The organism is Sporosarcina sp. Marseille-Q4943 (assembly GCF_943736995.1).
Lineage (GTDB): Bacteria > Bacillota > Bacilli > Bacillales_A > Planococcaceae > Sporosarcina.
Genome location: NZ_OX031157.1, coordinates 1,658,019 through 1,680,897 on the forward strand (window position 1 = coordinate 1,658,019; position 22,879 = coordinate 1,680,897).

Annotated in this window: 25 protein-coding genes and 1 riboswitch; of the genes, 8 read left to right on the forward strand and 17 right to left on the reverse strand. The window is 43.3% G+C overall.

What is annotated here, in order from left to right; all coding sequences use genetic code 11:
- The first annotated feature begins 659 nt into the window (after positions 1-659).
- Complete coding sequence (locus tag NIT04_RS17410; RefSeq protein ID WP_252504770.1) at positions 660-1,751, forward strand: CotH kinase family protein; 1,092 nt, start codon at positions 660-662, stop codon at positions 1,749-1,751.
- 49 nt (positions 1,752-1,800) lie between these two features.
- Here NIT04_RS17410 and NIT04_RS17415 read toward each other — a convergent pair whose 3' ends face one another.
- From NIT04_RS17415 to NIT04_RS17435, 5 genes are all read right to left on the reverse strand, one after another.
- The gene (locus NIT04_RS17415) at positions 1,801-2,472 is read right to left on the reverse strand and encodes a GNAT family N-acetyltransferase (protein ID WP_252504771.1); all 672 of its coding nucleotides are present in this window, start codon (positions 2,470-2,472) and stop codon (positions 1,801-1,803) included.
- A 3-nt stretch (positions 2,473-2,475) separates the two neighbouring features.
- Positions 2,476-3,129, reverse strand: a complete 654-nt coding sequence (locus NIT04_RS17420) for a GNAT family N-acetyltransferase (RefSeq protein WP_252505139.1) — start codon at positions 3,127-3,129, stop codon at positions 2,476-2,478.
- Between the two features lie 4 nt (positions 3,130-3,133).
- Positions 3,134-4,030, reverse strand: coding sequence for a carbon-nitrogen hydrolase family protein (locus NIT04_RS17425; protein ID WP_252504772.1), 897 nt, complete (start codon positions 4,028-4,030; stop codon positions 3,134-3,136).
- 151 nt (positions 4,031-4,181) lie between these two features.
- Complete coding sequence (locus NIT04_RS17430) at positions 4,182-4,337, reverse strand: hypothetical protein (protein ID WP_252504773.1); 156 nt, start codon at positions 4,335-4,337, stop codon at positions 4,182-4,184.
- 67 nt (positions 4,338-4,404) lie between these two features.
- Positions 4,405-4,554: a hypothetical protein gene (locus NIT04_RS17435; protein WP_252505159.1), complete on the reverse strand. Its 150-nt coding sequence runs from the start codon at positions 4,552-4,554 to the stop codon at positions 4,405-4,407.
- Positions 4,555-4,698: 144 nt separating this feature from the next.
- Between NIT04_RS17435 and NIT04_RS17440 the strand changes: the two genes are divergently transcribed.
- Positions 4,699-5,604, forward strand: coding sequence for an NAD(P)/FAD-dependent oxidoreductase (locus NIT04_RS17440; protein ID WP_252504774.1), 906 nt, complete (start codon positions 4,699-4,701; stop codon positions 5,602-5,604).
- Positions 5,605-5,655: 51 nt separating this feature from the next.
- Here the strand turns inward: NIT04_RS17440 and NIT04_RS17445 are convergent, their stop codons facing one another.
- The 3 genes from NIT04_RS17445 to NIT04_RS17455 all read right to left on the reverse strand — a co-directional run bounded on the left by NIT04_RS17445 (position 5,656) and on the right by NIT04_RS17455 (position 7,445).
- On the reverse strand, positions 5,656-6,459 hold the full coding sequence (locus NIT04_RS17445; RefSeq protein ID WP_252504775.1) for an N-acetylmuramoyl-L-alanine amidase: 804 nt from the start codon (positions 6,457-6,459) through the stop codon (positions 5,656-5,658).
- A gap of 114 nt (positions 6,460-6,573) precedes the next feature.
- Positions 6,574-6,774 carry a BhlA/UviB family holin-like peptide gene (locus NIT04_RS17450; RefSeq protein ID WP_252504776.1) on the reverse strand — a complete coding sequence of 67 codons (201 nt, stop codon included), beginning with the start codon at positions 6,772-6,774 and terminating at the stop codon, positions 6,574-6,576.
- 251 nt (positions 6,775-7,025) lie between these two features.
- The gene (locus NIT04_RS17455; protein ID WP_252504777.1) at positions 7,026-7,445 is read right to left on the reverse strand and encodes a DNA-binding response regulator; all 420 of its coding nucleotides are present in this window, start codon (positions 7,443-7,445) and stop codon (positions 7,026-7,028) included.
- 161 nt (positions 7,446-7,606) lie between these two features.
- Between NIT04_RS17455 and NIT04_RS17460 the strand changes: the two genes are divergently transcribed.
- Together NIT04_RS17460 and NIT04_RS17465 are read left to right on the forward strand one after the other, a co-directional pair.
- On the forward strand, positions 7,607-7,942 hold the full coding sequence (locus tag NIT04_RS17460) for a helix-turn-helix domain-containing protein (RefSeq protein WP_252504778.1): 336 nt from the start codon (positions 7,607-7,609) through the stop codon (positions 7,940-7,942).
- A 9-nt stretch (positions 7,943-7,951) separates the two neighbouring features.
- Positions 7,952-8,401 (forward strand): ImmA/IrrE family metallo-endopeptidase, encoded by a 450-nt coding sequence (locus NIT04_RS17465; protein ID WP_252504779.1) that lies wholly within the window; start codon positions 7,952-7,954, stop codon positions 8,399-8,401.
- A gap of 107 nt (positions 8,402-8,508) precedes the next feature.
- Here NIT04_RS17465 and NIT04_RS17470 read toward each other — a convergent pair whose 3' ends face one another.
- The 4 genes from NIT04_RS17470 to NIT04_RS17485 form a co-directional block, all read right to left on the reverse strand.
- Entirely contained in the window at positions 8,509-9,822 is a 1,314-nt protein-coding gene (locus tag NIT04_RS17470; protein WP_252504780.1) for a DUF4179 domain-containing protein, read from the reverse strand.
- Positions 9,815-10,333: an RNA polymerase sigma factor gene (locus NIT04_RS17475; protein WP_252504781.1), complete on the reverse strand. Its 519-nt coding sequence runs from the start codon at positions 10,331-10,333 to the stop codon at positions 9,815-9,817. The genes NIT04_RS17470 and NIT04_RS17475 overlap by 8 nt, the downstream gene beginning before the upstream one ends.
- Before the next feature lie 182 nt (positions 10,334-10,515).
- Positions 10,516-11,976 carry a YdiU family protein gene (locus tag NIT04_RS17480; protein WP_371922570.1) on the reverse strand — a complete coding sequence of 487 codons (1,461 nt, stop codon included), beginning with the start codon at positions 11,974-11,976 and terminating at the stop codon, positions 10,516-10,518.
- A gap of 64 nt (positions 11,977-12,040) precedes the next feature.
- Positions 12,041-12,421, reverse strand: coding sequence for a VOC family protein (locus NIT04_RS17485; protein ID WP_252504782.1), 381 nt, complete (start codon positions 12,419-12,421; stop codon positions 12,041-12,043).
- 196 nt (positions 12,422-12,617) lie between these two features.
- Here NIT04_RS17485 and NIT04_RS17490 point away from each other — a divergent pair, with 196 nt between their 5' ends.
- Positions 12,618-12,857: a YkuS family protein gene (locus NIT04_RS17490; RefSeq protein ID WP_252504783.1), complete on the forward strand. Its 240-nt coding sequence runs from the start codon at positions 12,618-12,620 to the stop codon at positions 12,855-12,857.
- A gap of 105 nt (positions 12,858-12,962) precedes the next feature.
- On the opposite strand, the gene NIT04_RS17495 is transcribed toward NIT04_RS17490, so the two are convergent.
- A complete protein-coding gene (locus tag NIT04_RS17495; protein WP_252504784.1) occupies positions 12,963-13,151 on the reverse strand; it encodes a hypothetical protein in 189 nt (62 codons plus the stop codon).
- A gap of 293 nt (positions 13,152-13,444) precedes the next feature.
- On the opposite strand from NIT04_RS17495, the gene NIT04_RS17500 reads away from it, so the two are divergent.
- The 3 genes from NIT04_RS17500 (at position 13,445) to dapA (ending at position 16,365) form a co-directional block, all read left to right on the forward strand.
- Positions 13,445-13,732, forward strand: coding sequence for a hypothetical protein (locus tag NIT04_RS17500; protein ID WP_252504785.1), 288 nt, complete (start codon positions 13,445-13,447; stop codon positions 13,730-13,732).
- Positions 13,733-14,109: 377 nt separating this feature from the next.
- On the forward strand, positions 14,110-14,838 hold the full coding sequence (locus NIT04_RS17505; protein WP_252504786.1) for a toast rack family protein: 729 nt from the start codon (positions 14,110-14,112) through the stop codon (positions 14,836-14,838).
- 327 nt (positions 14,839-15,165) lie between these two features.
- Positions 15,166-15,344: riboswitch (Lysine riboswitch) on the forward strand.
- A 127-nt stretch (positions 15,345-15,471) separates the two neighbouring features.
- The gene (gene dapA, locus NIT04_RS17510; protein ID WP_252504787.1) at positions 15,472-16,365 is read left to right on the forward strand and encodes a 4-hydroxy-tetrahydrodipicolinate synthase; all 894 of its coding nucleotides are present in this window, start codon (positions 15,472-15,474) and stop codon (positions 16,363-16,365) included.
- Positions 16,366-16,446: 81 nt separating this feature from the next.
- Here dapA and NIT04_RS17515 read toward each other — a convergent pair whose 3' ends face one another.
- From NIT04_RS17515 to NIT04_RS17530, 4 genes are all read right to left on the reverse strand, one after another.
- On the reverse strand, positions 16,447-17,262 hold the full coding sequence (locus NIT04_RS17515) for a hypothetical protein (RefSeq protein ID WP_252504788.1): 816 nt from the start codon (positions 17,260-17,262) through the stop codon (positions 16,447-16,449).
- A 167-nt stretch (positions 17,263-17,429) separates the two neighbouring features.
- Positions 17,430-17,867: an NUDIX domain-containing protein gene (locus tag NIT04_RS17520; protein ID WP_252505141.1), complete on the reverse strand. Its 438-nt coding sequence runs from the start codon at positions 17,865-17,867 to the stop codon at positions 17,430-17,432.
- Between the two features lie 225 nt (positions 17,868-18,092).
- The gene (locus NIT04_RS17525) at positions 18,093-19,745 is read right to left on the reverse strand and encodes a restriction endonuclease (RefSeq protein WP_252504789.1); all 1,653 of its coding nucleotides are present in this window, start codon (positions 19,743-19,745) and stop codon (positions 18,093-18,095) included.
- A gap of 220 nt (positions 19,746-19,965) precedes the next feature.
- Positions 19,966-22,860 (reverse strand): DUF3427 domain-containing protein, encoded by a 2,895-nt coding sequence (locus tag NIT04_RS17530; RefSeq protein WP_252504790.1) that lies wholly within the window; start codon positions 22,858-22,860, stop codon positions 19,966-19,968.
- Between the last annotated feature and the right edge of the window lie 19 nt (positions 22,861-22,879).

Below are 22,879 nucleotides of genomic sequence, written 5' to 3' on the forward strand. Positions count from 1 at the left end.
GTGCTTACGTGAAGTTACCCGTACCCTGCTCGCGCGACGGTGTTTACGTGAGGTTACCCGAACCCTGCTTGTGCGACGGCGTTTGCGTGAGGTTACCCGAACCCTGCTTGTGCGACGGCGTTTGCGTGAGGTTACTCGAACCCTGCTTGTGCGACGGCGTTTGCGTGAGGTTACTCGAACCCTGCTTGTGCGACGCTGTTTGCGTGAGGTTACCCGAACCCTGCTTGTGCGACGCTGTTTGCGTGAGGTTACCCGAACCCTGCTCGTGCGCCGGTGTTTGCGTGAGGTTACCCGAACCCTGCTCGTAAGACGGCGTTTGCGCGAGGTTACTCGAACCCTGCTCGTTCTCCGTTTCTTCCGTGATGTCCTTCTATTGCTTCGAGGATCCTGAAACATAAAGTCTTCTAGACCTAACCGACTGACCTTTTCCCTAGCTCTTTGTATTTCATTTTCAAAAAAGAGTGACATGTCCAAACCTCCCCTCTCATGTTGTAGAGAAAGAATCCGCGCGTGTAATACGCCTTACTTCCTCTTCTTAAAATACGTTGCATACATGGCAGGAATAGAGTTAAGTGCACAACTTCCAAAAATTTTGTCATGGAAACATCCTTCATGATTATTCATAGAAATAGAATAATGAATGAAGGAGTGGGATTCTCATGGCAACGAACGAAAAATTACCTGAATATCGACTTTTTATTCACCCTTTGGATTTGCATGAACTGCGAAAAGACATTTGGATTGATGATCCTGTTTCTGCAAAACTAACGATTCATGGAAAAAAATACGAAGTGGACATCGCATATCGAGGTTCCCATATCCGCGGCTTTCCTAAAAAGTCATATCAAGTCTCCTTATACAAGCCTACAACGTATCGAAACGCAAACACATTTCATTTAAATGCAGAATATAAGGATCCTTCGTTAATGAGAAATAAACTTTCCTTCGATTTTTTTAATGAAATTGGCTGCCTCGCACCTCAATCACGGTTTGTCTTTTTGAAGGTGAATGGAAAAAACGAAGGGGTATACTTGGAATTGGAATCAGTGGATGATCGATTCCTTGCAAATCGAGGATTGCCAGCTGGTTCTATTTTTTATGCCGTCGATGGGGATGCTAATTTTTCGCTAATGAGCGACTTGGACAAAGAAGTGAAAAAATCACTTGCTATCGGATATGAGCTGAAATGTGGAGCTCAGGAAGACACAGACCATTTGCATCAAATGATCATAGACATTAATACGATTTCAAGGGAAGACTTTGAGAAGGAAATTGTGGACTATATTGATGTGGATAAATATTTACTCTGGCTCGCCGGGGTTGTTTTCACTCAAAATTTTGATGGATTCGTCCATAACTACGCACTCTACCGGAACGAGAAAAGCGGGTTGTATGAAATCATCCCTTGGGATTATGACGCCACTTGGGGAAGAGACGTAAATGGTGAGGAGATGAGAAGTGATTACTTACGAATTACTGGCTTCAATACACTTACAGCAAGGATTCTCGATAGTAGCACATTCCGGAACCAATATAAAAGCTTGTTGCAGGATATAGTAAACAATCAATTCACGGTGGAATATTTAAAGCCAAAAATAGAAAGAATGCATGCATCGCTTCGACCTTATGTATTATTGGATCCGTATAAAAAGGACAGTATTGATCGTTTTGATAAAGAACCTGACTACATTCTAAACTATATCGAAGAACGAACGGCATTTATTAAAAGAGAAGTAGAACTGCTTGATTAATTAGAAAAATCCACGCAGCCCTTTTTGAGGATTTGCGTGGATTTCATTATTATAGTGGACAAAGTTCCACATATTCCAATTGCTTCAGCTCATCGATCATGTCCAGCCAATGTTGAGGTTTGTTCGACAACACCGAATAGTAATCCGTTAAGAAATCGACGATGAGACTGGATGGGATTTCAGTCACTTGTTCATCCGTCGGCATGAAGCAGAAATCCAATCCTTCCACTGCCTCTCCGTCGTTTTTCCATGAAGGATGGATGTAAGGGAAATTGAGGCGCTTGTAGCCAAGATGGGAGAGCACTTCCCTCCGGACATACGGGTTCATGGCCATTACTCCGCCAAAATCGAAATCTTCGCGGTCATATGGATCATAAATTTCCGCGAACATGCCGAACAACGTCTTGCCATTTTCTTCCGCCAGCCGCCGTAAATCTTCTTCGCGCTTTTTCGCTAAGAAACGACCAATGCCGAGGCCCGACTGTCCAATGATCGTGAAATCCGTCATCGCGATATTCCAGTCCGGATAATAGCGGTACTCTGTAGCGCCAACCACTTCCCCTTCACGCACCGCAACGAAGACGCGGATGCTAGGGTCTTCGAGCGGCTCCTTCCATAGGTCGAACTCCAAAACCTCTTCCGGCGGGAAGATCTCCCCTAGTAATGTGTGCATCTTCGCGAATAGCGGATCTTCAATATCGTTTACGCGAATAAATTCCATTCTCTATTCCCCCCTTTTGAACGGATTCTTCCATTCCATCAATAACGCATAGTTATGCGACTCTTCGTCTTGCAAATAGTTTTCGATTAACGTAACCGGCATGCGTCCGCAGCGAAGCAAAAATGTGACGACAGGATCCTTTAACGTCCCTTGGACAACCTCATCGACATATTGCTGCGGGGATTTTTCACCCGCGACCTTCCCGTACCCGGGCATCCGCCCTCCGCCAAGAACCCGCTCAACATCAAGCTTGACGGCTAGTTGGTAGATCGCCTGCATCATCCACTTGCCAAGGCCCGCCTTCCGGAACTCGGGGCTGATGCAAATGTCGACAATATAAAGCGTGTCGCCGTCGGGATCATGGTTTCGAATAAACCCGCCATCCGTCACGTCTTCCCAAGTATGCATCGGCTCATCGGGATTGAAATTCACGAGCAAGCCCGTGAGCGATCCTATTATTCTTCCATCGTGCTCGACACAGACGGCACCCTCAGGGAACAAACTTACGTGATTCTCCAACTGTTCCCGGCTCCACCAAAGTTCTTCCGGGAATGGCGGTGGAAAACAATCCGCTTGCAGAGCGATCATGGCATCGAAGTCCGACCGTGTATAATTGCGGACGACAACAGGAATGAAACTCCCCTCATGGGGGACCATCACTTCACTGCGATATGCCACTGCTCTCGCTCCTGATTGGATTTGCTCCCCAATCTGTATACAGATCGGTTCTGCGATCACGCCAAGTTGTCACCGAACCTTTCTCACGCACTTCGTACAACAAGCTCAAATCGAGATCCGCTGTAACGAGCATATCGTCGTTCAACTCGCCTTCCGCAGCCAATCCTTTTGGTGGGAACGGAATGTCGTTCGGCGTGATGATTGCGGCTTGCCCAAAGTTCGCGCGCATGAAATCGACAGTCTGCAAGGAGCCGACCGTACCCGTCAACACGACGTATACTTGGTTTTCAATCGCACGCGCGTGGCTCGTATACCGGACGCGATAAAACCCATGACGGTCATCCGTGCAAGACGGACAGAAAATAACATCTGCACCCGCCGCCTTCACCATCCGAACGATTTCGGGGAATTCGATATCATAGCACGTAAGGATGGCAATTCTGCCCTTTTCTGTATCGAAAACTTTCAGCTCATCGCCGGCTGCCATATTCCATCCTTCAATTTCGAATGGGGTTATGTGCAATTTCGCTTGCTCTTCCACTGTGCCATCCGGGAAGAATAGATGAGCGACATTATAAAGGCGCCCCTCACGCTGGATGACATGAGTGCCGCCGATTATATGCATGTTTGTCTCTTTTGCTAACGTTGTGAACAGTTCAATGTATTGATCCGTAAAGCCCGGCAGCGCCTCAATCGATAACGCTTTTCCGTGTTCATCACCAATCGACAGCAATTGCGTAGTAAAAAATTCCGGAAATAAAACAAACTCTGCCCCGTATTCCTGGGCATTGCGAATATAGTGCTCACATTGTGCCGCAAACTCCTCAAAGGAGCTGATTGAATGCAGATGATATTGCACAGCAGAAACGCGAAGTTTCATTGACCTAACCCCCTAATATTTGTATTTAGCAACATCATAATACATGGGGAGGGTAAAGTCATGCTTTATTTTCCAAATTGGTGGCACAGTTTGCGCCATAACCGAAAACGAAAAGGATGCCCAACGAAATCGTCAGGCATCCATCTAAACTCTATTGCTTTTGCTGTCTTTTCAATTCATTACGGGCTTCCTCTTTAATTGACTCTATTTGCGCCTCCGCTTTTTTAGCTGCTTCGTTCGCTATTGCGGCCGAGTCTTTCGGAAGTCCGTTTGGCTTTTCATTTTTATCTCCAGCGTAGCTTTTCATGATGTCGTTCCTCCTAACGTTTATACGACTAGTATTCCCAAAAAGGAGGCCATCCAAAACATGCAGATCATCTCGTCAATGCATAATAAAGGACATACAGCCAGCTAAGGACTCCATGGAAGATTGCCCAAAGGATCGATTTGTGTACGCTCCAGGAAATGACGACAGCCAAACAAGTGCCAAGACCGATGCCGCGCTCCAACATCTTTTTCTCCAACTCATCCCTCCTATAGTCCAATATAGTTACGACCGTAATTTTTCATGAACTTTATGCCCGTATGTTTTTTTGTCTTTCCACCGCACTCGAAGCTTATTTTCAATATGCAAGGGTAAACTTGGACTAAAAAGGATGAATGGATTCATGATGTACGATTGTGTCATAATCGGCGGCGGCCCGGCTGGTTTGAATGCCGCCCTTGTGCTTGGACGAGCGAGAAGAAAGGTGCTTCTATTCGATGATAATCAAGCCCGGAACCGGGTGACACGCGAGGCTCATGGATTCATTACACGAGACGGCATCCTGCCGGACGAGTTCCGGCGACTTGCTCATCGGGATATCGCCAACTATCCTTCCGTGGAAATAAAAAGCGAAAAGGTTGCTTCTATTAAGGGGCTGGACAACAACCATTTTGAATTGGAAACAGCGGAAGGCAACAGCTTTCAAACGATAAAAATCATACTAGCGACAGGTTTGAAAGACGAGCAGCCGAACATCCCGAACATCGAAAAGTTCTACGGGACGAGCCTGTTCAGCTGTCCGTACTGTGACGGTTGGGAGCTCCGTGATAAGCCGCTCGCCGTCATTGCGGATAAAAACGTATACAAGCTCGCGAAAGAAGTTTTTATATGGAGCAAGGATCTAGCGGTGTTTACAAATGGCGAAGGACGGCTTGAGGCCGATGAATGTAATAAGCTGCTCGCGAAAGGCATCCAAGTCTATGAAGACAATATCGCAGGGCTGGAAGGTGAAAATGGACAACTGCGAAGTGTCCGGCTGGAGGATGGCACCCTCATTGACCGTGCCGGCGGGTTCGTCACTCCCCTTTGGAGCCATTGCAATCAGTTCGCGGAAGAGCTCGGCTGTAAGCTGAATGAATACGGCGGCATCCAGACCGACGAGTACGGCAGGACGAATGTGTGGAATGTCTATGCTGCAGGGGACGCCGCGCATATCGTCCCTGCACAACTTGTCATTGCGGCGGGATCCGGAAGTGCGGCAGCTATCGGGGTGAATGGTGATTTGACGAATGAATACTTTGGCGACTGATATGAAATGTAAAAGTGCCTGTGCAGGATTCGACTGCACAGGCGTTTTCCGTTATTGATTAACGACGATGATGAACGCGTCGAATCCTGCGGCCTTCAAATCGGCTACTTGCTTGTCCGCGTTCGACTTGTCCGCAAATGATCCTGTAATGACGCGGTAATACGCGACGCCGTTCAGGATGACGATGTCAATGAAGCTGTCGAATCCTTTCGCCTTGAGCGCGGCAACTTGCTGGTCTGCATTGGTCCTCGTTGTGAAGGAACCAGTGACAACGCGATATAATACATCACCCGTTGGCGGGGGTGTGCTTACTTTTTGTAGGCCAAGCGCATTGGCAAGTCCGTTCACATGACCTCTAGCTGCTTTGTCGAGCCATGCAGACGTTTTCATTTTCGCAGCATCGGTCGTATTGTCGATGAACCCATTCTCCGTGAGCATTGCAGGCATCCTGCTTTCACGGAGCACATGGAAGTTCGCTTTCTTCTTACCGCGGTTCGGCATATCGATCAATTTCACAATTTCCGCGTGAATTGTATTCCGTAGTTGGGCGGTTGTAGAGGAATCCGACAGCGCATCATGAATATAATCCTCATACCCCGTTCCCCCGCCTGCATTAATGTGGATGCTTAAATAACAATTGGCACCCCAAGCATTCGCGTCATTCGTCCGCTCTAGTAAACTGACTGTCTGATCGCCCGTCCGGCTCATCCGCACCGTCGCATTGGAGTATTCATTCTCAAGCATGTTCTTGACGCGCGTGGCGATTGCGAGCGTCACATCTTTCTCCTTCAAACCATTTGCCGAAGCTCCCGGATCTGTTCCACCATGCCCTGGATCAATATAGATTTTAACCATTTTTCATCTTCCTCTCGTTTTTTAGTTTTTTATTCCGTGACTGTCCGACATTCCGCCGTTTTTGGATGTCTACATGGTGATCACCTCCTTTCCGTCCATTAAAAAAAGCGATGCCTATTCCTTCGGCAACCGCTCTTTCACTTCTCGTATTTCTTCTACAATGTCATCATATTTGTCCGTAATCGCTTCCAATAAAAACTGATAACGCTTCTCCCGTGACTCACTGCTTTTCACTTGATACCAAAACAGCCAAACGAACAGGACGGCAAACGGACCCTGTGTCAAAAAATAACCTAGCAGCTCTTTCGTAGCCATGCCAATCCTCCTTTTATTTCAGGAAAACAAAAAGAACGCCCCAGTGGACGCTCTTTTAAAATCCTGTTACTTGTGTTGCTCTAGGCCGATTCCAAGAATAATTTGTGCTCGTAACGCTTCGCTTTTACTCGCAAAAGCCGTTCTTCGTTACGGCTTTCGCTTCAATACCGAAGCGACCCGAGCAGTTGCCATTCGAAGCTGGACACTCGGCTTGCACCCATTGTAACCCGAAAGATTTTCACTCGTCATTTCTACGACATATGCGGCACGTGCGACATTTGCGACATTTTGTCGATGACGGCATCTTTTATCCTGCCGATGTGGCGGTCCGACAATTGCATATGACGGCCGATCCACCGCAAGCTCTTCCCCTCAAGCAGCCAGTGCAGCACTTCAATTTCCCGATCCTCCGTAATGAGCGGGATACGTTCCTGGACAAGTTGGATTTTCCGTTCATATTCGTATACTTTCTTCAGCCGCCTTTCCCTTCTGTTGAATTCCCGGTAAATCGGATCGTTCGGACGGCCGCTCGCTTTCGGCATCGCTGCTTCCAGCCCGTATCGCGACGTCATTCCCTCCCCGACTTCATTCATTCCCTCCCGAATGACTTTAACACTGTTGATCATCCAATGGTAATCCTTCAATAATTGCTCCATTTCCTCCTTCATCATACGTATCACCCCTCATGCTTTTTAGTTTCATTAGAGAAACGGGTTTCAATAATGAAACTTTGTAACAACACTTTATCATGGGCATGTTTCATTTACAACCACTTAGTTGTCACGGGAGAAACTTTAGGATATAATAACCATAACGAACAGGGGGTTTCATGATGTATTCTATAGGCCGCGAAATTAAAAAGATCCGGAGCGAACATAAATTATCCCAAGAGGAATTTGCGGATCGGATCAATCAAAAGCTAGGTCTCTCGATAACGAAAGGGATGGTGTCAAAGTGGGAGTCCGATTCCATCGAACCAAAAACGAGGACAATCAAGGCGATTGCAGAAACGTTCCATGTTTCCTTGGATCAGATGCTCGGGCTGAATGTGCCCGAAAAGCAAGCCACGGTTGAAACGATTGCTGCCCATATCGATGATGATCTGACAGAGGAAGAGCTGGCGGAAATAAAAAAATACATCCAATTCATCAAGTCGCAACGAAAGTGAGGTGGTTCCATGACCTATGAATCCCTGATTGCCCAATACCCCCACTTGGTCATCAAGGAAGTCAAAACGCTTCCATCCGGGCTTGGCGGCCTTTATATGGACGATGTCGTGCTCATTGATAAGAATCGGAGCCATTATGAAAAACATTGCATTTTGGCAGAGGAAATCGGCCATTATGAAACGACCTATGGCGATATTACGGATCTTCAGAAGCTGACGAATTTGAAGTTGGAGCTGGCTGCGAGGAGATGGGGATATGAAAAAATCGTATCGTTGGATAAATTGATCGAATGCTATGAATCAGGTTTCAAGACGGTTGAGGAAGTGTGCACGCACCTTGAGGTGACGGAGGATTATTTGATGGAGTCCATTGCCCATTACCACTCCCGATTTGGCGTTTCGACAATTCATAAGGGATATGAGATTTTCTTCGATCCACTTTATTTGCGGAAGCAGTAATTTTTTTTAGCTTTAAAACGAACATATGTTTTGTTCCAGGGTTAAAAGAGACCAAATCCATTGCGATTTGGTCTTCTTAAAAGTTTATGAACGCCTGCCGAGCTCCTTTATTGTTGCAGTTCTACTTTTACATTACCGGTAATGTAGTTAGGGTAGAACGCTAGTTCCAAGTGAAGCGGGTTCGTATAATTTGATGTTTCAAACGTCATATCCCAATGCCTCGTTCCTTCTTCATCCATATACATACCCGTCGATGGAATATTAATCTTCTTGCCATTCGCATCTTTACCGGTTGAAATAATATCGTAAGAATGTGTTGGATCGTCTCCAGCATTCGGCATGATAAGGTGCAATCCCGACCTCGAAGATTCTTTAATTTTCAGCTTGTCATCTTTCGGACCATTGAGGATTTCCCCTTTATCCGTATCGACAACCAACGTCGCTTCATTTTTATCTAAGGCTTGCATTTTATTAATACGTAAATAAAGTTCTTTCGGCTCCTCAAAATAATTACTTTGGAGAAAATAGGTGTCATCGCCACTGCTGACCACGCCATTCTCAATGGCGCCCCACACCTCGCCTTTTTCATCTTCCAGCCGCATATCTTCGAATTTGAGGATCTTCTTCGTATTGGTTTCGTCGAAGGCGACTTTCACGGCAATGCGTAACGGGTAAATAGTAATTTCTCGAATTGTGAGTTTCTGGCCTTCAATCTCAACTTCTTGATTTAAAACAATTGTTTTACCTTGTTTCACGTTTTCCTTCAGCTCAAATGGCAATGAGAACGAAATAGTTTCCCCTTGGAATAAAACATCCATCTCCACGGTAAAAGATAAGTCTTTAAATAAAGTTGGTTCCTGAAAATAGTACTTAATTTGACTGGCCCATTCTCTGGATTTTTCAAATGGACTGGAGCCACCATATGACATTCCGCTTGGTGGAATGTCCTGCTCATTTTTCAAGTCGACTGATTGAATGCTTAGCCCATTCACTGCTTCCGTTGACTTCATTGTGTAATAAACATTCATCCCCGTTTCATCCAAAATGACGCCGTCTATCGTAAGCGTCAACCCATTTTTCGTTTGAACCGCATCGACCTTTTGGTAATAGTCATTTTTGAAAATAGCTTCCAGTCCTTTATCAAACTGAACGAAATCCACGAACTTCTCCATGCCCGGTATCGATGCGACAGCGTTGGCAAATGCCGGCGACACGCGTATGGACGTAATAAACGTGGCGAAAAGAAGTGCTGCCGCAACGAGAGACCAAACCCGCCTAAGCTTTTTCCTTGTTTTCACCTTTTCACGCTTCGCGCGGTCAAACCCTAAACGAATCGCTTCATCCGCTTCGTCCAAAGGTAGGTGGATCTTCTCCAGCTGATCCTTCATTTCCAGTAATTTTTCTTCTTCGTTCTCATACATGATCCATTCCTCCTTTATCCCCGAAGTGGCTCCGAAGCGATCGCAAAATATTATGCAGCCTCGACTTGACCGTGCCTTCCGGTATACTTGATAGTTCTGCGATTTCTTTTATTTTTACACCCTGAACGTATTTTAGATAAATTAACTGTTGCTCGTCTGGTTTCAATGTGGCAAGTGCTTCAGCCAATTCCAATCGATATTCATCTTTCTTCCCGATTGTTTCGTCCACTTCTCCAGTCATGACATACCGTTTGCCTCTTTTTAACTGATCTTGGCAATAGTTCATCATAATGCGGATAAGCCACGTCTTCACATACGCCGGTTCTCTAACCGTATGAACTTTTTTGTAGGCCCGATACGTTACTTCTTGAAGAGCTTCCAATCCATCTGCCTCATTTTTCAAGAATGCAATTGCTGTTCGAAGGAGCGCTTCTCTATGAAGCTGCATGAGCGCGAGAAAGGCCTCATCGTCTCCACCTATCGCTTTTTTACTGATCTCTATCTCATCCATTTCCAACACCTCATTCGCCCCTCTTACACATTAGACTGCGTAAACTTGAAAAGGTTCAAATATTATTTGAAAATTTCATTGTTCGTCCTATATACGAGAGAAAATGGTTTTGGTTACGCAAAAAAAGACCAAATCCATTTAAGGTTTGGTCTTTCTTCGAAGTTTATGATCGCATACAGAAATCACGTCCCACAAAATGTCCTGTACGGAGTTTCCGACACTGATGGCGCCACATATTTCTCTTGTTCAGCTGTATAAGCGTAAGGGTCTTCAAGCGCGTTAAGGAGTTCTGCCATCACGCTGAAATCCCCTTCGGTTGCCGCGTCTAATGCTTCTTCCACGCGGTGATTGCGCGGGATGATGGATGGATTACTTTCCCGCATCAGCTGTTTTGTGGCAGCTTCCGATTCTGGCTGACTTGCCATCCGCGATTTCCAGCGCTCATGCCATTCGGTAAACTCCGTCGTCTTGCACATCGGCAGCGCATTTAGATCGCCGATCGTCAATGTACGGAACGTATTCGTGTAATCCGCTTGGTTGTCTTTCATTATCTTTAGCAAATCCTTCACGAGTGCTTCGTCCTGCTGTTCTTCATTGAACAGGCCGAGTTTGTTTCTCATTCCTGTGAGCCAATGACCGTAATATATCCTCGCATACCGTGATAGCGTCTGTTGTGCGATGTGGACAGCTTTTTCCTGGTCTTCATGGAAGAGCGGCAAAAGCGTTTCGGCAAATCGCGAAAGGTTCCATTCTGCGATTCCAGGTTGATTGCCAAACGCATAGCGGCCCTGCCGGTCGATGGAACTGAAGACGGTCGCCGGGTCGTATGAGTCCATGAAGGCGCATGGTCCATAGTCGATCGTTTCGCCGCTGATCGCCATATTGTCCGTATTCATGACGCCGTGAATGAACCCGACCAACTGCCATTTGGCAATTAACGAAGCTTGCCTTTCCATCACTTCTTGAAGCAATGACACGTATGGATTCGGGTCATTTGCCACTTCTGGATAATGCCTTTCAATCGTATAATCCGCTAACGTTCGCAAGTCCTCTACGACTTCGCGCGCCGCCGCATATTGAAACGTGCCGACACGGATGTGGCTTGCTGCAATACGCGTCAACACAGCTCCTTCGAGTGTTTCTTGACGATAGACTGGCGCTCCCGTCAATGCCACTGCAAGGCTCCTTGTCGTAGGAATTCCAAGCGCATACATCGCCTCGCTAATGATGAATTCACGAAGCATCGGGCCAAGTCCCGCCCTGCCATCGCCGCCACGGGAGAATGGTGTCTTGCCTGAACCTTTCAACTGAATATCGTACCGCTTGCCTTCAGGCGTGATCTGCTCTCCAAGCAACACGGCCCGTCCATCTCCGAGCATCGTAAAATGGCCGAATTGGTGGCCGGCATATGCTTGTGCAATCGGCGCCGCGCCTTCAGGAACCTTGTTTCCGGCGAAGATCTCTGTCCCCTCTTCGCTTTGCAGTGATTCAGCATCCAGTCCGAGCGACTCTGCCAATGGATGATTAAAAATGACCAACTCAGGTGACGGTGCTGCTTCCGGATTTGTCTTCGCGTAAAATGGTTCCGGCAGACGGGTATAACTATTATCGAAATTCCATCCGAACTTTTTGCTCTCTGTCACGTCCTCAACTCCCATTTCATAAGATGTCTGATTCGCAATCAATTAGGGAATTCGATACTGGCACTCACTTCTTCTCCAATACCGCAAAATAATTGTCTTCATCGTCTGCAAAGTTGAACACTCTTCCCGTTGGCATTGTGACCAATTCCCCGACTGTCACTTGCTTGCTTTTGAGGTCCTCATAAAGTGCATCCAAGTTTTCTGTAAACAAGAGCAACGATGGGGTTTGAAGATTCAACTCAGGTTGCATTTGTGCGATGAGCTCTTTGTTATGCAGAACAATGCTCGTTTCAGCCTGTGCTGTCGGTGCAATTTCAATCCATCTCATCCCATGCCCATTGTCTTCCTCAGAAATGACGGTAAAGCCGACCTTTTCGGTCCAAAACTTCTTCGCCTCATCCTGATCGTTCACATACAACATAATTTGCCCGATCTTATGAATCATTTTCCATCTCCCTTTCCTCATTTTCCCTTGCTTTAGTTCTAATCCTAATCTTACCATTATGAATGAAAAATGACCGCGTCAACCTTGTTATACCCAATTTCAAATGGATTCACGTACACGACTCATTCATAAATTCAAAAATACAGGGAACTGTATAGGAGAAGTTGAACGAAGAGTCGAAAGGAGGAAAATGGAAATGGTGAGAATTGCCGTTGAACAACCGTATGAAGATGTCATGAATGCACTTGTTGAAAAAGGCTATGAAGCAAAGATGTTTAGCACCGATGAAGACGTAACCGGCTATGATATCGGCATCGTCCGGGCGCTCAACGAAGGGAACACAAATGAATTCAATTTCCCTGTCATCACGATGAAGGGCATGTCGATTGACGATGTCGTCCAAGCAGTTGAAGAAAAAGCAAACCTCCTCCAATAAGCATCCCCGATAAAACAGAATCTATGGCAGCAGCCTTAGTTTCTGCTTCCTTCCAATCAAAAAGACAGCCTGCCAATCGACTGAACGATTGGCGGGCTGTACTGATCAGTGGTAATAATATGTCTGGCGCCTGCGTGAAGCTTCCAGCTGTTTCGCCCTGTACCTTCGCTGAAATACACGGAGCTCATCCAATTGTCCATTCAAGCGGGGATCCTGAGACATCATTTCCTTTAATCCCGAAGGACCGATCTTCCTCTTCACTTTTTCAATTTCATCCTCAAAAAATAATGACATGTCCATACCTCCTCCCCTTTGATTGGCAAGGGATAGCGGATTAGGCTCACTATTCACCATTCCCCCGTCACTATAGAGTACGTCGATTTACCGACAGGACAAGAGTTAAGTGTACAGTTTTCATGATTTTAAATGAATAATTCATTGTTCAATAGGCATGTGGAGGCACTAGATCTACCAAAACAAACGTTCTCATTCGTGTGGGCTTTAGTTTACATTTCCTGTATACTTTAAGCAACAGACTATACACGAATTCGCAGACCAACAGATGATAAAGAAAGGAGGATAAAGAGTTGGAGGAAAGGATTCTGCAATTGCTTGAAGGGTTGAAGTCGGAAATAGGCGACCTGAGATCCGATGTAGGCAGCTTGAAATCGGAAATGAGCGACCTGAAATCTGATGTAGGCAGCTTGAAATCGGAAATGCACAGCCGGTTTGATCGAGTGGACCATCTTTTGGAAGGAATCGGCGGTCAGCTTGAGCACCAAACTAGCCAACGTATTGCTGAGGGACCAGCTATTACTCAGGAATTAAAGAACATTAAATCACGGATCTTCGACTTAGAAACAAAAACTATGTAAAAAGAGCTCTTGTGTAAAACAGAACCTACGAAGCAGTCGTAGGTTCTGTTTTTTTGTCTACATTAATTGTGTCGGTGCCTGTGCAAAGGAAAATCTTATAATTCCATGAGAATTGTAATTGCGATGCCTAGTACCATCCCGATGACGACAGTTACTGAATATAGAAGAACCCTCCTCAACACCTCATCCTTTCATCACTCTTTTATCTAATATATTAATGAAAGGGACAAAACATGTGAGTCACAAATCCATTAAAGTCTGTGTTCAGGTCGCATTCCCTCTCAGCCCTTAGACGTATGTAAAATTCAAACATGAGACTGGTAAGTTTTTCATTTGAATAAGGTAGAATAGAATAAAATGGGGCAGAAGGAGAATGGATGAAAATGAATAAGCTATTATGGATTGCGCTGTTGACGGGGTTTCTAGTTGTTATCGGTATCTACGGGTATAACAATTGGTTTGCGAAGGCAAGTGGGAATGAGATTTCGATTGCTAAAGACAGTGCCGATGCTCTGAAAGTGGATATCGACTTCGGAGTTGGCAACCTGCTCGTACATGGCAATTCGTCCGATTGGGTCAGTGGGGACTTTACGTACAATCACAAAAGGCTGGAGCCAAGCGTGAAGTATAAGAAAAAGAAAGATGTCGGTTTCGTCACTATTAAGCAAGGCTCAAAGTCGACGTTCGGCTTCAATAAACGAAAATTGAAAAACGATTGGGATCTCCAACTGACAAATGATGTTCCTATCGACTTGGATGTAGACATGGGGGTTTCAAAGTCGAGATTGAAACTGGAAGGTCTCCAATTAAACAGCCTTTCCATCGATAGCGGCGTCAGTGATTCTGTCATCGACCTGAGCGGTGCTTGGAGCAAAGGCTTTCGGGCTGATGTGGACTTAGGTGTGGGAGACGTGACTCTCATCCTTCCGAAGGAGACTGGTGTCAGGCTAACCGTCTCGAAAGGGCTTGGAAGATTGGATCTGAAAGACTTCATCAAGCAAAACGAAGGTGTTTATGTCAATGAAGCCTACGAAGATGCAGACATTATCATCGACCTATTTCTCGACATCGGCGTCGGGGACGTCAAATTCATGATTGCCGAGTAAATTGTGTCGGTGCCTGTGCACGGTGCATTTATAACAATTCAACCAAATGTATATAAATATGAATAAAATTATATCAAACTCCTAAATGAATGGATTCTCAACTACCTCTTATACATTTTCGTTGTATTATCTGAATAGTTTGCTGCACAGGCACCAGAAAGTACGCAGTGCCCTACTCTGTATTGGTCCAACATAGCTTCCATTACACGCTATTCTATACGATGAAATATCGTCAATTCATTTTATTTTCATTTTTTACTTGCAATTGAACCGGATACGATGTAAAGTCATATATAATTTAACATTATCTTATTTCGCAAGTTTTGAAGTAAGGATAGAGGCGCAAAGACCATCAGTACACAATCTGAGGATAATGAGATCCTATGAAGGTTGTGGAAAGGGGAATTTGCCGAAGTGGAGAGACACTCATTGATCTCGAAGCTGGTTCTGGGTTGAACAAGTCCAGGATTGTCATATAGGAAACTATATGGAGGGCTATCTTATGCAAAGAAATAATTTATTTTATTATTTCTAGCAACAACGATCCCTCGTTGTTGCTTTTTGCGTTCTATTTGCAATTGCCCTTCACCCTCTATTTTATTTACCAAAATAAAAGACAGGATGTGGAGAAAAATGAATTTTGGACAAATCGTAACAGCAATGGTGACTCCTTTTGATGAACATGGTGAAATTGATTTCCCAGCGACAAGGAACCTGATCAATCATTTAATCGCCAACGGATCGGATGGCTTGGTGGTAGCCGGGACAACCGGAGAATCCCCTACGTTATCGAACGAAGAAAAGGTCGAATTGTTCAAGTTTACAGTTGACGTTGTGAACGGAAGAGTTCCGGTTATTGCAGGGACAGGCTCGAATAATACACGGGAATCGATTGAACTGACGATGCGGGCGGAAGATGCAGGCGTCGACGGCATCATGCTCGTCACCCCGTACTATAACAAGCCTTGCCAAGAAGGATTGTACCAACACTTCAAAACAATTGCGGCGGCCACTTCTTTGCCGATCATGCTGTACAATATTCCTGGGCGCAGCGCTGTCAACATGTCAGTCGATACGACCATCCGCCTTTCGGAAATAAAAAATATCGTTGCCGTTAAAGAGGCGAGCGGCGATTTAGACGCAATGGCCGAAATCATTGAACGTACACGAGAAGGATTTTCATTATATAGCGGCGACGATGCGCTGACACTTCCCGTTTTGGCAATCGGCGGAACAGGCGTCGTTTCTGTATCTGCCCATGTGTTGGGGAATGAAATGCAAACGATGATCCGCAACTTCAAAATCGGCAATACGATAGAAGCTGCCAGCAATCATCGCAGACTGCTCCCGATGATGAAAGCACTCTTTGCAGCTCCTAACCCGACACCTGTCAAAGCAGCGTTGAATCTGAAAGGAATCCAGGTCGGCGGTGTCCGTTTGCCGATGGTTCCGTTGAACGAAGAGCAGCAGCGTGCATTGCAGCAGGCATTGTCAATGTATAAAGAAAAAGTGAATGCAATCGCATAACTCACATACATGGGGCTGTCCGGAAAATCGATCAATCGGTTTTCCGTGGCAGTCTTTTTTTCGTTGAGCTGCGTTCTTGAGCTATGTCCCCTGCAAATCTGCCTGCCTCATCCCATACACAGGCCGCACGTCAAACATCATGAACATATCCTTGAAATACGTTTCCTCCACCAACTTATCCAACACACCTTTGAAATACCCTGGCAAGTTGTGGATCGCTTTCTTTTTCGTCGCCATTACAGTAATCAATAGCGCCCGATAGGCAAGATCCTCGAAGATCCCCTTGTCATCTTTATAGATGTCATATTTCAGCATTCTCTTGGAAATCGACTGATGAATCCCGTAAAATTCACGAGCCTTTTTAGTGTCTCCAATCGTCCCCGCAAGAAGGTTTTTCATCCGACTGAATAGACTTGTGGAGAACTTTGACGATTCTTGCAGAGACGTGTAGTTAAGATCTTTAGCTTTTAAAAGAGATTTAGAAAGTAGAGCTTCGTCTGCTGGATTTTGCTCATATTCCGCGTCACCATACGGTTTGTCGTCATGGTCACGGTCGGTCATTTTCCCCTGGTCATCGAAAGGTAAAAGGATGTAGATGTTAGCGCCGAGCCCGCTCATAACGGGACGGATATAGTGGACTTTCTCGATAACTTGCAAGTCAACAAGCTTCCGGATAGCGCGTCGGACGGTTACGTTTGATTTCCCGATAGCTTCTTCAATCGTTCCGTGTTTCAAATGGGCCGCCCCGTATTTCACCGAATAACGTCGGATGACGTCAAGCACTTGTCGATCCGATTTGGTCAGCTCATCCCAGTGACGTGTGACATGCTGTTCCGCAGCTGCATCCAATTCTTCGACAGTGGCAAAACGAGCGTATTCTTTCAAGTAGTTCATCATTTTATATTCCCCCTTTGACCTCTATATAGATAGGAGGGGTCAAAAAGGATACTTTGGATGAAAAAATTTTTATCAATAAAACTTGAGTCGCCTTTATTCTGGAGTAATGCGCAAATAGGAACAACCCATCCGAGCGGCCAACTCAAGGATGGGTTGTCTTTTATGAATTAAACTGAAGTTCCCTTCATCCGAACTTCTTCCGCTTTTCGGATATTATCCTTCAAATAATCCGCAGCTTCAGTATGGCTATACACCTCTTCAGGCGTCATCCAATACACAGCCGCCACCTCATCAACACTGACTGCATACGGTTCACCGCTGAATGCCTCACATAAAAAAACGACATTCACAACCGGCTCTCCTAGATCTGTCACGAAGCTTGTACTGCTCACATAACGCGGGCGTCCTTCGATGACAAGCCCTACTTCCTCCTTCACTTCCCGCGCAATCGTACGCTCTAAAATATCGGAAGTAGCACCTTCAAGCTCAACCTTCCCACCAACTAACCCTATCCCACCAGGCGCGTGTTCTTCCTTTTCACTCCGCCTGCATATTAAGTAACGGCCATCCTTGTACAATGCCGCTTCAGTGTTGACGATGAACATGGTTGCTCTCTCCCTTTTCACTTCACTGTTATACTTCTTCCCGGTCAAAGCCGGAATCTCCTTTAATTGTGTGGGAGAATAATAAAAGCAGAGCTCCAAGAACGATTGGGCTCTGCTTTTTTACATTTATCTATTTTAATGGACATCTATATTGATAACTAAAATTCCTTGTTACCTAGTATATAGGGTCTTTCAATATGGTTGGTAATGGAAGCATACTTTCTATTAACTTTCGGAAAGTAATTTCTTTGCTTCTTTAAGATCAATTTTCGCCTTATGACCGTGTTTCTCTAATAAATGTAATAAATTATTCCCGTTCAATAAAGTGAGTGGTTTACCCTTCGCGAAATTGTATGCATCCGGGCCATAATCGGCTGTAGACACCAGTATACCTTTGGTAGCTCCTTCATTCATGACAGTTCCATATAAGTCGCGTACGGCAGAAACACCAACAACATTAGTATATCTTTTAGCCTGAATAACAATTTTCCCACCTCTTATTGGGTCCGGATCAAAAGCAACTGCATCCACACCGCCATCTTTACTGGCTCTAGTTATTCTAACTTCGCCGCCTGACTGGTTAAACTCCTTTGCAAAAAGCTCTCGAATTAAATGTTCAAAGTCTTGCCAATCCATCGCCGCTAAATTATCTGTTTCATCCAGAGCATCTGCTACATCATAGGAAGATACAAAACGAGCATCTTCACGGTCAATTTTAAGGATTGGAGCAATTGGAGAGAGACTGTGCAACTTACTACTACCTATTCCTTTCAAGTTTTTAAAGCATATTTTTGGTTCAACATGCCCTAAATTAATTTCCAGGAATTCGCTTTTAGTTGTTTGAATAGACAGAATACACGCATTGACTTCTTTACCCGTTGCTTTGTCTATAGAATTAACCCAGCCATTAAAAACGACAGATTGAATAGCATCAATATCATCGGCCTCGTATAGTTCATGGATGGTTCTTAGTGTTATTTGAAAGAGTAAATCATCATACATTTTATTGAACGTTGACTCTGCCAAGAAATACTCTTTAAACTCATCTCTGGACTGAATGTATTTAACTTCTTTCAATGAAGGAATATCCTTTTGCGACGGTAACGAATATTCAACGATTAAAGTCTTTGTAAGTGAATTATAGTCTAAATCAAATTTCTGTGGAAAATAATCTGGATAGATAGAATTAGATAAAACCATGTCACAGTATTCAACTATTGCTGAAGGATCTCCCTTTTGATAGCTTGCTTTTTGCGCGTTAATAGCATCATTATTTTCCTTTTGCCGTGTTTCAAATTCTTCCTTTTCCTCATTCCAGTTGCTTAATATGCCATCATAGTTTTTCTGATTTTCTTCATTTTTTCGGGAAATCTCCTCATTAGTTCTCTGCCATTTTTCATAATCTAATTCATACAATCTCCTTGCTTCATCAATCTTTTTTTGTTTTAAACTTGCGAATATCTTATCGACAAGTCCTATTTTGGGCAAGTATTTTTCTTCTGTTTCTCTTGGCTCTTCAGGATAATCAAACATTCTAGGAGGTATAGGTTTCTTTTTATTAAAAGTTGAAGTATCTTTTAGAGCTTCCCAATTAATTTTGTCGTCGACATCAAGAGTATATTGTAATGTCTTACTTAAAGCTTCTTGCTGTTCAATTGCTTCATTCGTTAATTGAATAGCTAATGCTTTCTTTTGTTCTTTCTCCATAGCGGCTAGTTCACGGGCTTCTTTTTGGGCTTGCATCATTTGCTTTTTATCCCACATCTCTTCCCAAACAATCTGCTGCATGCGAGCTTTTTGTTCCACAACATACCGATCCGAACCTTTAATTACCCTATATTTTTTTAAACCCTCATGCTTTAATTCAATTTGATACATTGTTATTTTTTCTCCTTTCAAAGAGTATTATTCTTAACGGTAATAATTATTGATTCAATTGTACTATATCGCCTATTCATTTGTAACCTATTTCCAAATGGTACAATTTTCATTAAAAAATACAGTTAATAAAATATAAAAAAGCAGAGCTTCAATTGGAAGCTCCGCTTGAATTATTCAGTTAACGAATGTGTTTAACTTAATTTATTATTTTTTAATATCATGCTTCAATTAGATACTGATAAAGCTTACTCTCAACTGCTTGTTCCATTACCATGTTCATATGAACGACTGGAAGATCCCTACCGTTTTTATCTGTCATTCTATCTTCTTCAACACTTGCCTTGTCAGGAAACCCCTTCCCCAAGTAATAGAAGTCCGTCCCTTCATCGTCATCTTTTTTAACAAAGATATGGATGTCATAACCTTGTTGATCGGCATGAATAACCCGCTGGACTTCTGGAGAATGAATTGTTCTATTACTACGGGTATACCATTTGAAAAGTTCCGGGCTAATGAATTCATCACCGTAATCAACACTTGACTCAACATCGTCATGTTTATGATACGTTACAAAGATGGGACAAGTACCATGTTTTGGTTTGTAACCATACATTGTCGAACTTTCGTCAGCATCCCAATTCAATAGCTTGCAAGCATCTTTCCTTGAATATTTCTCATACAACGTGAGTTGCTTATCGCATTGATAATTTCGTGATTTGATTTTTGCACTCTTCACGATGTCAGCTATTAAAAGAAAGAAATATGGATTTTCATCAATACCTTTACTTATAGCCTCATTAAATCGATATCCTTCGTTAGCATCGAACTCAACTATAGCTTTTTCACCATATTTCGTTTTATTATTTTGTGTAAAAAATGATAGGTCAAAGATACGGTGTACTGAATTTATTGTCTCACTGTCTATTCGACAACCTTCAGCGGATAACCGCTCCAAATAATCTGACTTCAAAAAGCTTCCACTGTCAAGTAACATCTCTAGCATAATAACTTCGTGTTTACGCTTACCGTTAAGAATTTCTTGGGATAACATTGTTAAAACCTTATCTTCATATGCAGATAATACAGGAATTTCCTCTTTCATCTTTAGAAGAAATCGGTAATAATTCATATGCTTTTCTGCAATTACTACTGGATCTATTGAATGGTTTTCAATATAATCAGTCAAATAAGGAACTCTTCCAATTTTATTCTTTAATTCTACATACGCATCTCGCAATATTCTTAGCGTAGTAAGATTTGTATTGCTAATAGAGTTGAAGATTCTTTTCTTTGCAATTTCTTCAAAGTTCACCGTTGAAACACCCTTAATATAGCTTGTATCCTTGGTTTTTCTTCGTACATTATCTTTATTCATTGACTTATCCCCGGATAATGCAATAGGGATGAGATAGTTATTTGTGTAATTGCCGATGAAATCAATTATTGTCACGAAGTCTTTGGAACTGTGTTTCCGTAATCCACGGCCTAATTGTTGAATAAAGATAATACTGGATTGTGTCTGGCGAAGCATTACTACCTGATTTATGCTAGGAATATCAATTCCTTCATTAAAAATATCCACCGTTAAAATGTAGTCCAATATGCCATTTTCAAGCTGAGTAATATATCGTTCTCTTTCTTCTGGTGAGGCCTCACCAGTTAAGGCTATTGTTCGAATCCCCCGAGAATTCAAGGCATCTGATAGCTCTATCGCTTCTGCCTTCCGACTGCAAAACATTAATCCTCTAACACGATCACCCGAATAACCATAGTAAGTTATTTTATCGATTATATGGTCAACCCGTTCTTCGGTAACGAGATCCGATAGAATAGTAGTATCATCAATCGTTTCACCATTTAATTCAAAATCCGTTACTCCAAAATAATGAAATGGACAAAGCATGTCTTCTTCAAGGGCTTCTTGCAGTCGAATTTCGTAAGCAATATTATAATTAAATAGCTCATATATATTAAAGTCATCAGTTCGTTCAGGAGTTGCTGTCATTCCCATTAAAAACTTTGGCCTAAAGTAATCAATCACCCTTAAATAAGATGCAGCTCCCGCTTTATGAACTTCATCAATTAAGATATAGTCAAAGTCCTCTGGGTCAAACTTGCTGAGATTCTCTGGTTTTGATAGAGTTTGTATGCTTGCAAAAACATATCTTTTATCTGTTTGTTTACTAGTTCCTACAAACATGCCAAATTCCTCTTCAATACCACCCAGAATACGCTTAAAGTCTTCTTTCGCCTTATTTAATATTTGTTCTCTGTGCACAATAAAAAGCATTCGATCTGGTTGAAAAGACCTTACATCAAATGCAGAAAGATAAGTTTTACCTGTACCAGTTGCGGAAATAACTAGGCCTCTATCATTTCCAGCTTCGCGAACTGCTTGTATTTGACTTAAAGCGGCAAGTTGCATTTTATTCGGGGTAATTTCCAATGCCTCTTTAACAGCATTAGGATTATAATTGGAAGGCATTTCTATTACTTGTTCTGCTAAAGTAGTTACGGTATTCTTTTCATATTCTTTTTCATAGTTTTGAATCCACTCTTCTGTTAATAGATATGCATTCTCCCAAACATCCTCAAATTGATTTTTAAAGTGAGTTACAATTTCCCCGTTTTCATGGGAAGTTAGCTTAACATTCCACTCATAATTTACTTTCAATGCGTGTGCAGTCAAATTAGAACTTCCAACAATTAATGAATAATGGGTAGCATGCTTGAAGATATATCCTTTGGAATGAAAACCTTTTAGGTCAGTCAGGCGAACTTCTACATTTTTTAATTTCAAAAGTTCTCTAAACACTTTCGGTTGATTGAAATACAAATATGTTGAAGTTAATATCTTGCCATTAACTCCTTTTAGCTTCAGATCTAATAGTGAAGATTTCAGTGTCGCAAGACCGCTTTCAGTTATAAATGCAACAGAGAAAAGAAAATCCACACTCGCTTCAAGTTCTTCCTGAAGCGTATTTAAGACAGTACTATTCTGTTCTCCATTGTTAATCAATAATTCAGGTTTAAATCTTCCGAGATTGCTTTCATTTTGATCTATAAACCCTTCATGTAATGAAGCACGCAAGTTGCGTACAAAGTTCTCCACCAAATCACCCCGGCTCTCT

Bases quoted from the DNA above. Each gene is read 5' to 3' on its own strand.
- NIT04_RS17410 (WP_252504770.1), top strand. From the start codon at position 660: ATGGCAACGAACGAAAAATTACCTGAATATCGACTTTTTATTCACCCT.
- NIT04_RS17415 (WP_252504771.1), bottom strand. From the start codon at position 2,472: ATGGAATTTATTCGCGTAAACGATATTGAAGATCCGCTATTCGCGAAG.
- NIT04_RS17420 (WP_252505139.1), bottom strand. From the start codon at position 3,129: ATGGTCCCCCATGAGGGGAGTTTCATTCCTGTTGTCGTCCGCAATTAT.
- NIT04_RS17425 (WP_252504772.1), bottom strand. From the start codon at position 4,030: ATGAAACTTCGCGTTTCTGCTGTGCAATATCATCTGCATTCAATCAGC.
- NIT04_RS17430 (WP_252504773.1), bottom strand. From the start codon at position 4,337: ATGAAAAGCTACGCTGGAGATAAAAATGAAAAGCCAAACGGACTTCCG.
- NIT04_RS17440 (WP_252504774.1), top strand. From the start codon at position 4,699: ATGATGTACGATTGTGTCATAATCGGCGGCGGCCCGGCTGGTTTGAAT.
- NIT04_RS17445 (WP_252504775.1), bottom strand. From the start codon at position 6,459: ATGGTTAAAATCTATATTGATCCAGGGCATGGTGGAACAGATCCGGGA.
- NIT04_RS17450 (WP_252504776.1), bottom strand. From the start codon at position 6,774: ATGGCTACGAAAGAGCTGCTAGGTTATTTTTTGACACAGGGTCCGTTT.
- NIT04_RS17455 (WP_252504777.1), bottom strand. From the start codon at position 7,445: ATGATGAAGGAGGAAATGGAGCAATTATTGAAGGATTACCATTGGATG.
- NIT04_RS17460 (WP_252504778.1), top strand. From the start codon at position 7,607: ATGTATTCTATAGGCCGCGAAATTAAAAAGATCCGGAGCGAACATAAA.
- NIT04_RS17465 (WP_252504779.1), top strand. From the start codon at position 7,952: ATGACCTATGAATCCCTGATTGCCCAATACCCCCACTTGGTCATCAAG.
- NIT04_RS17470 (WP_252504780.1), bottom strand. From the start codon at position 9,822: ATGTATGAGAACGAAGAAGAAAAATTACTGGAAATGAAGGATCAGCTG.
- NIT04_RS17475 (WP_252504781.1), bottom strand. From the start codon at position 10,333: ATGGATGAGATAGAGATCAGTAAAAAAGCGATAGGTGGAGACGATGAG.
- NIT04_RS17485 (WP_252504782.1), bottom strand. From the start codon at position 12,421: ATGATTCATAAGATCGGGCAAATTATGTTGTATGTGAACGATCAGGAT.
- NIT04_RS17490 (WP_252504783.1), top strand. From the start codon at position 12,618: ATGGTGAGAATTGCCGTTGAACAACCGTATGAAGATGTCATGAATGCA.
- NIT04_RS17495 (WP_252504784.1), bottom strand. From the start codon at position 13,151: ATGTCATTATTTTTTGAGGATGAAATTGAAAAAGTGAAGAGGAAGATC.
- NIT04_RS17505 (WP_252504786.1), top strand. From the start codon at position 14,110: ATGAAAATGAATAAGCTATTATGGATTGCGCTGTTGACGGGGTTTCTA.
- dapA (WP_252504787.1), top strand. From the start codon at position 15,472: ATGAATTTTGGACAAATCGTAACAGCAATGGTGACTCCTTTTGATGAA.
- NIT04_RS17515 (WP_252504788.1), bottom strand. From the start codon at position 17,262: ATGATGAACTACTTGAAAGAATACGCTCGTTTTGCCACTGTCGAAGAA.
- NIT04_RS17520 (WP_252505141.1), bottom strand. From the start codon at position 17,867: ATGTTCATCGTCAACACTGAAGCGGCATTGTACAAGGATGGCCGTTAC.
- NIT04_RS17525 (WP_252504789.1), bottom strand. From the start codon at position 19,745: ATGTATCAAATTGAATTAAAGCATGAGGGTTTAAAAAAATATAGGGTA.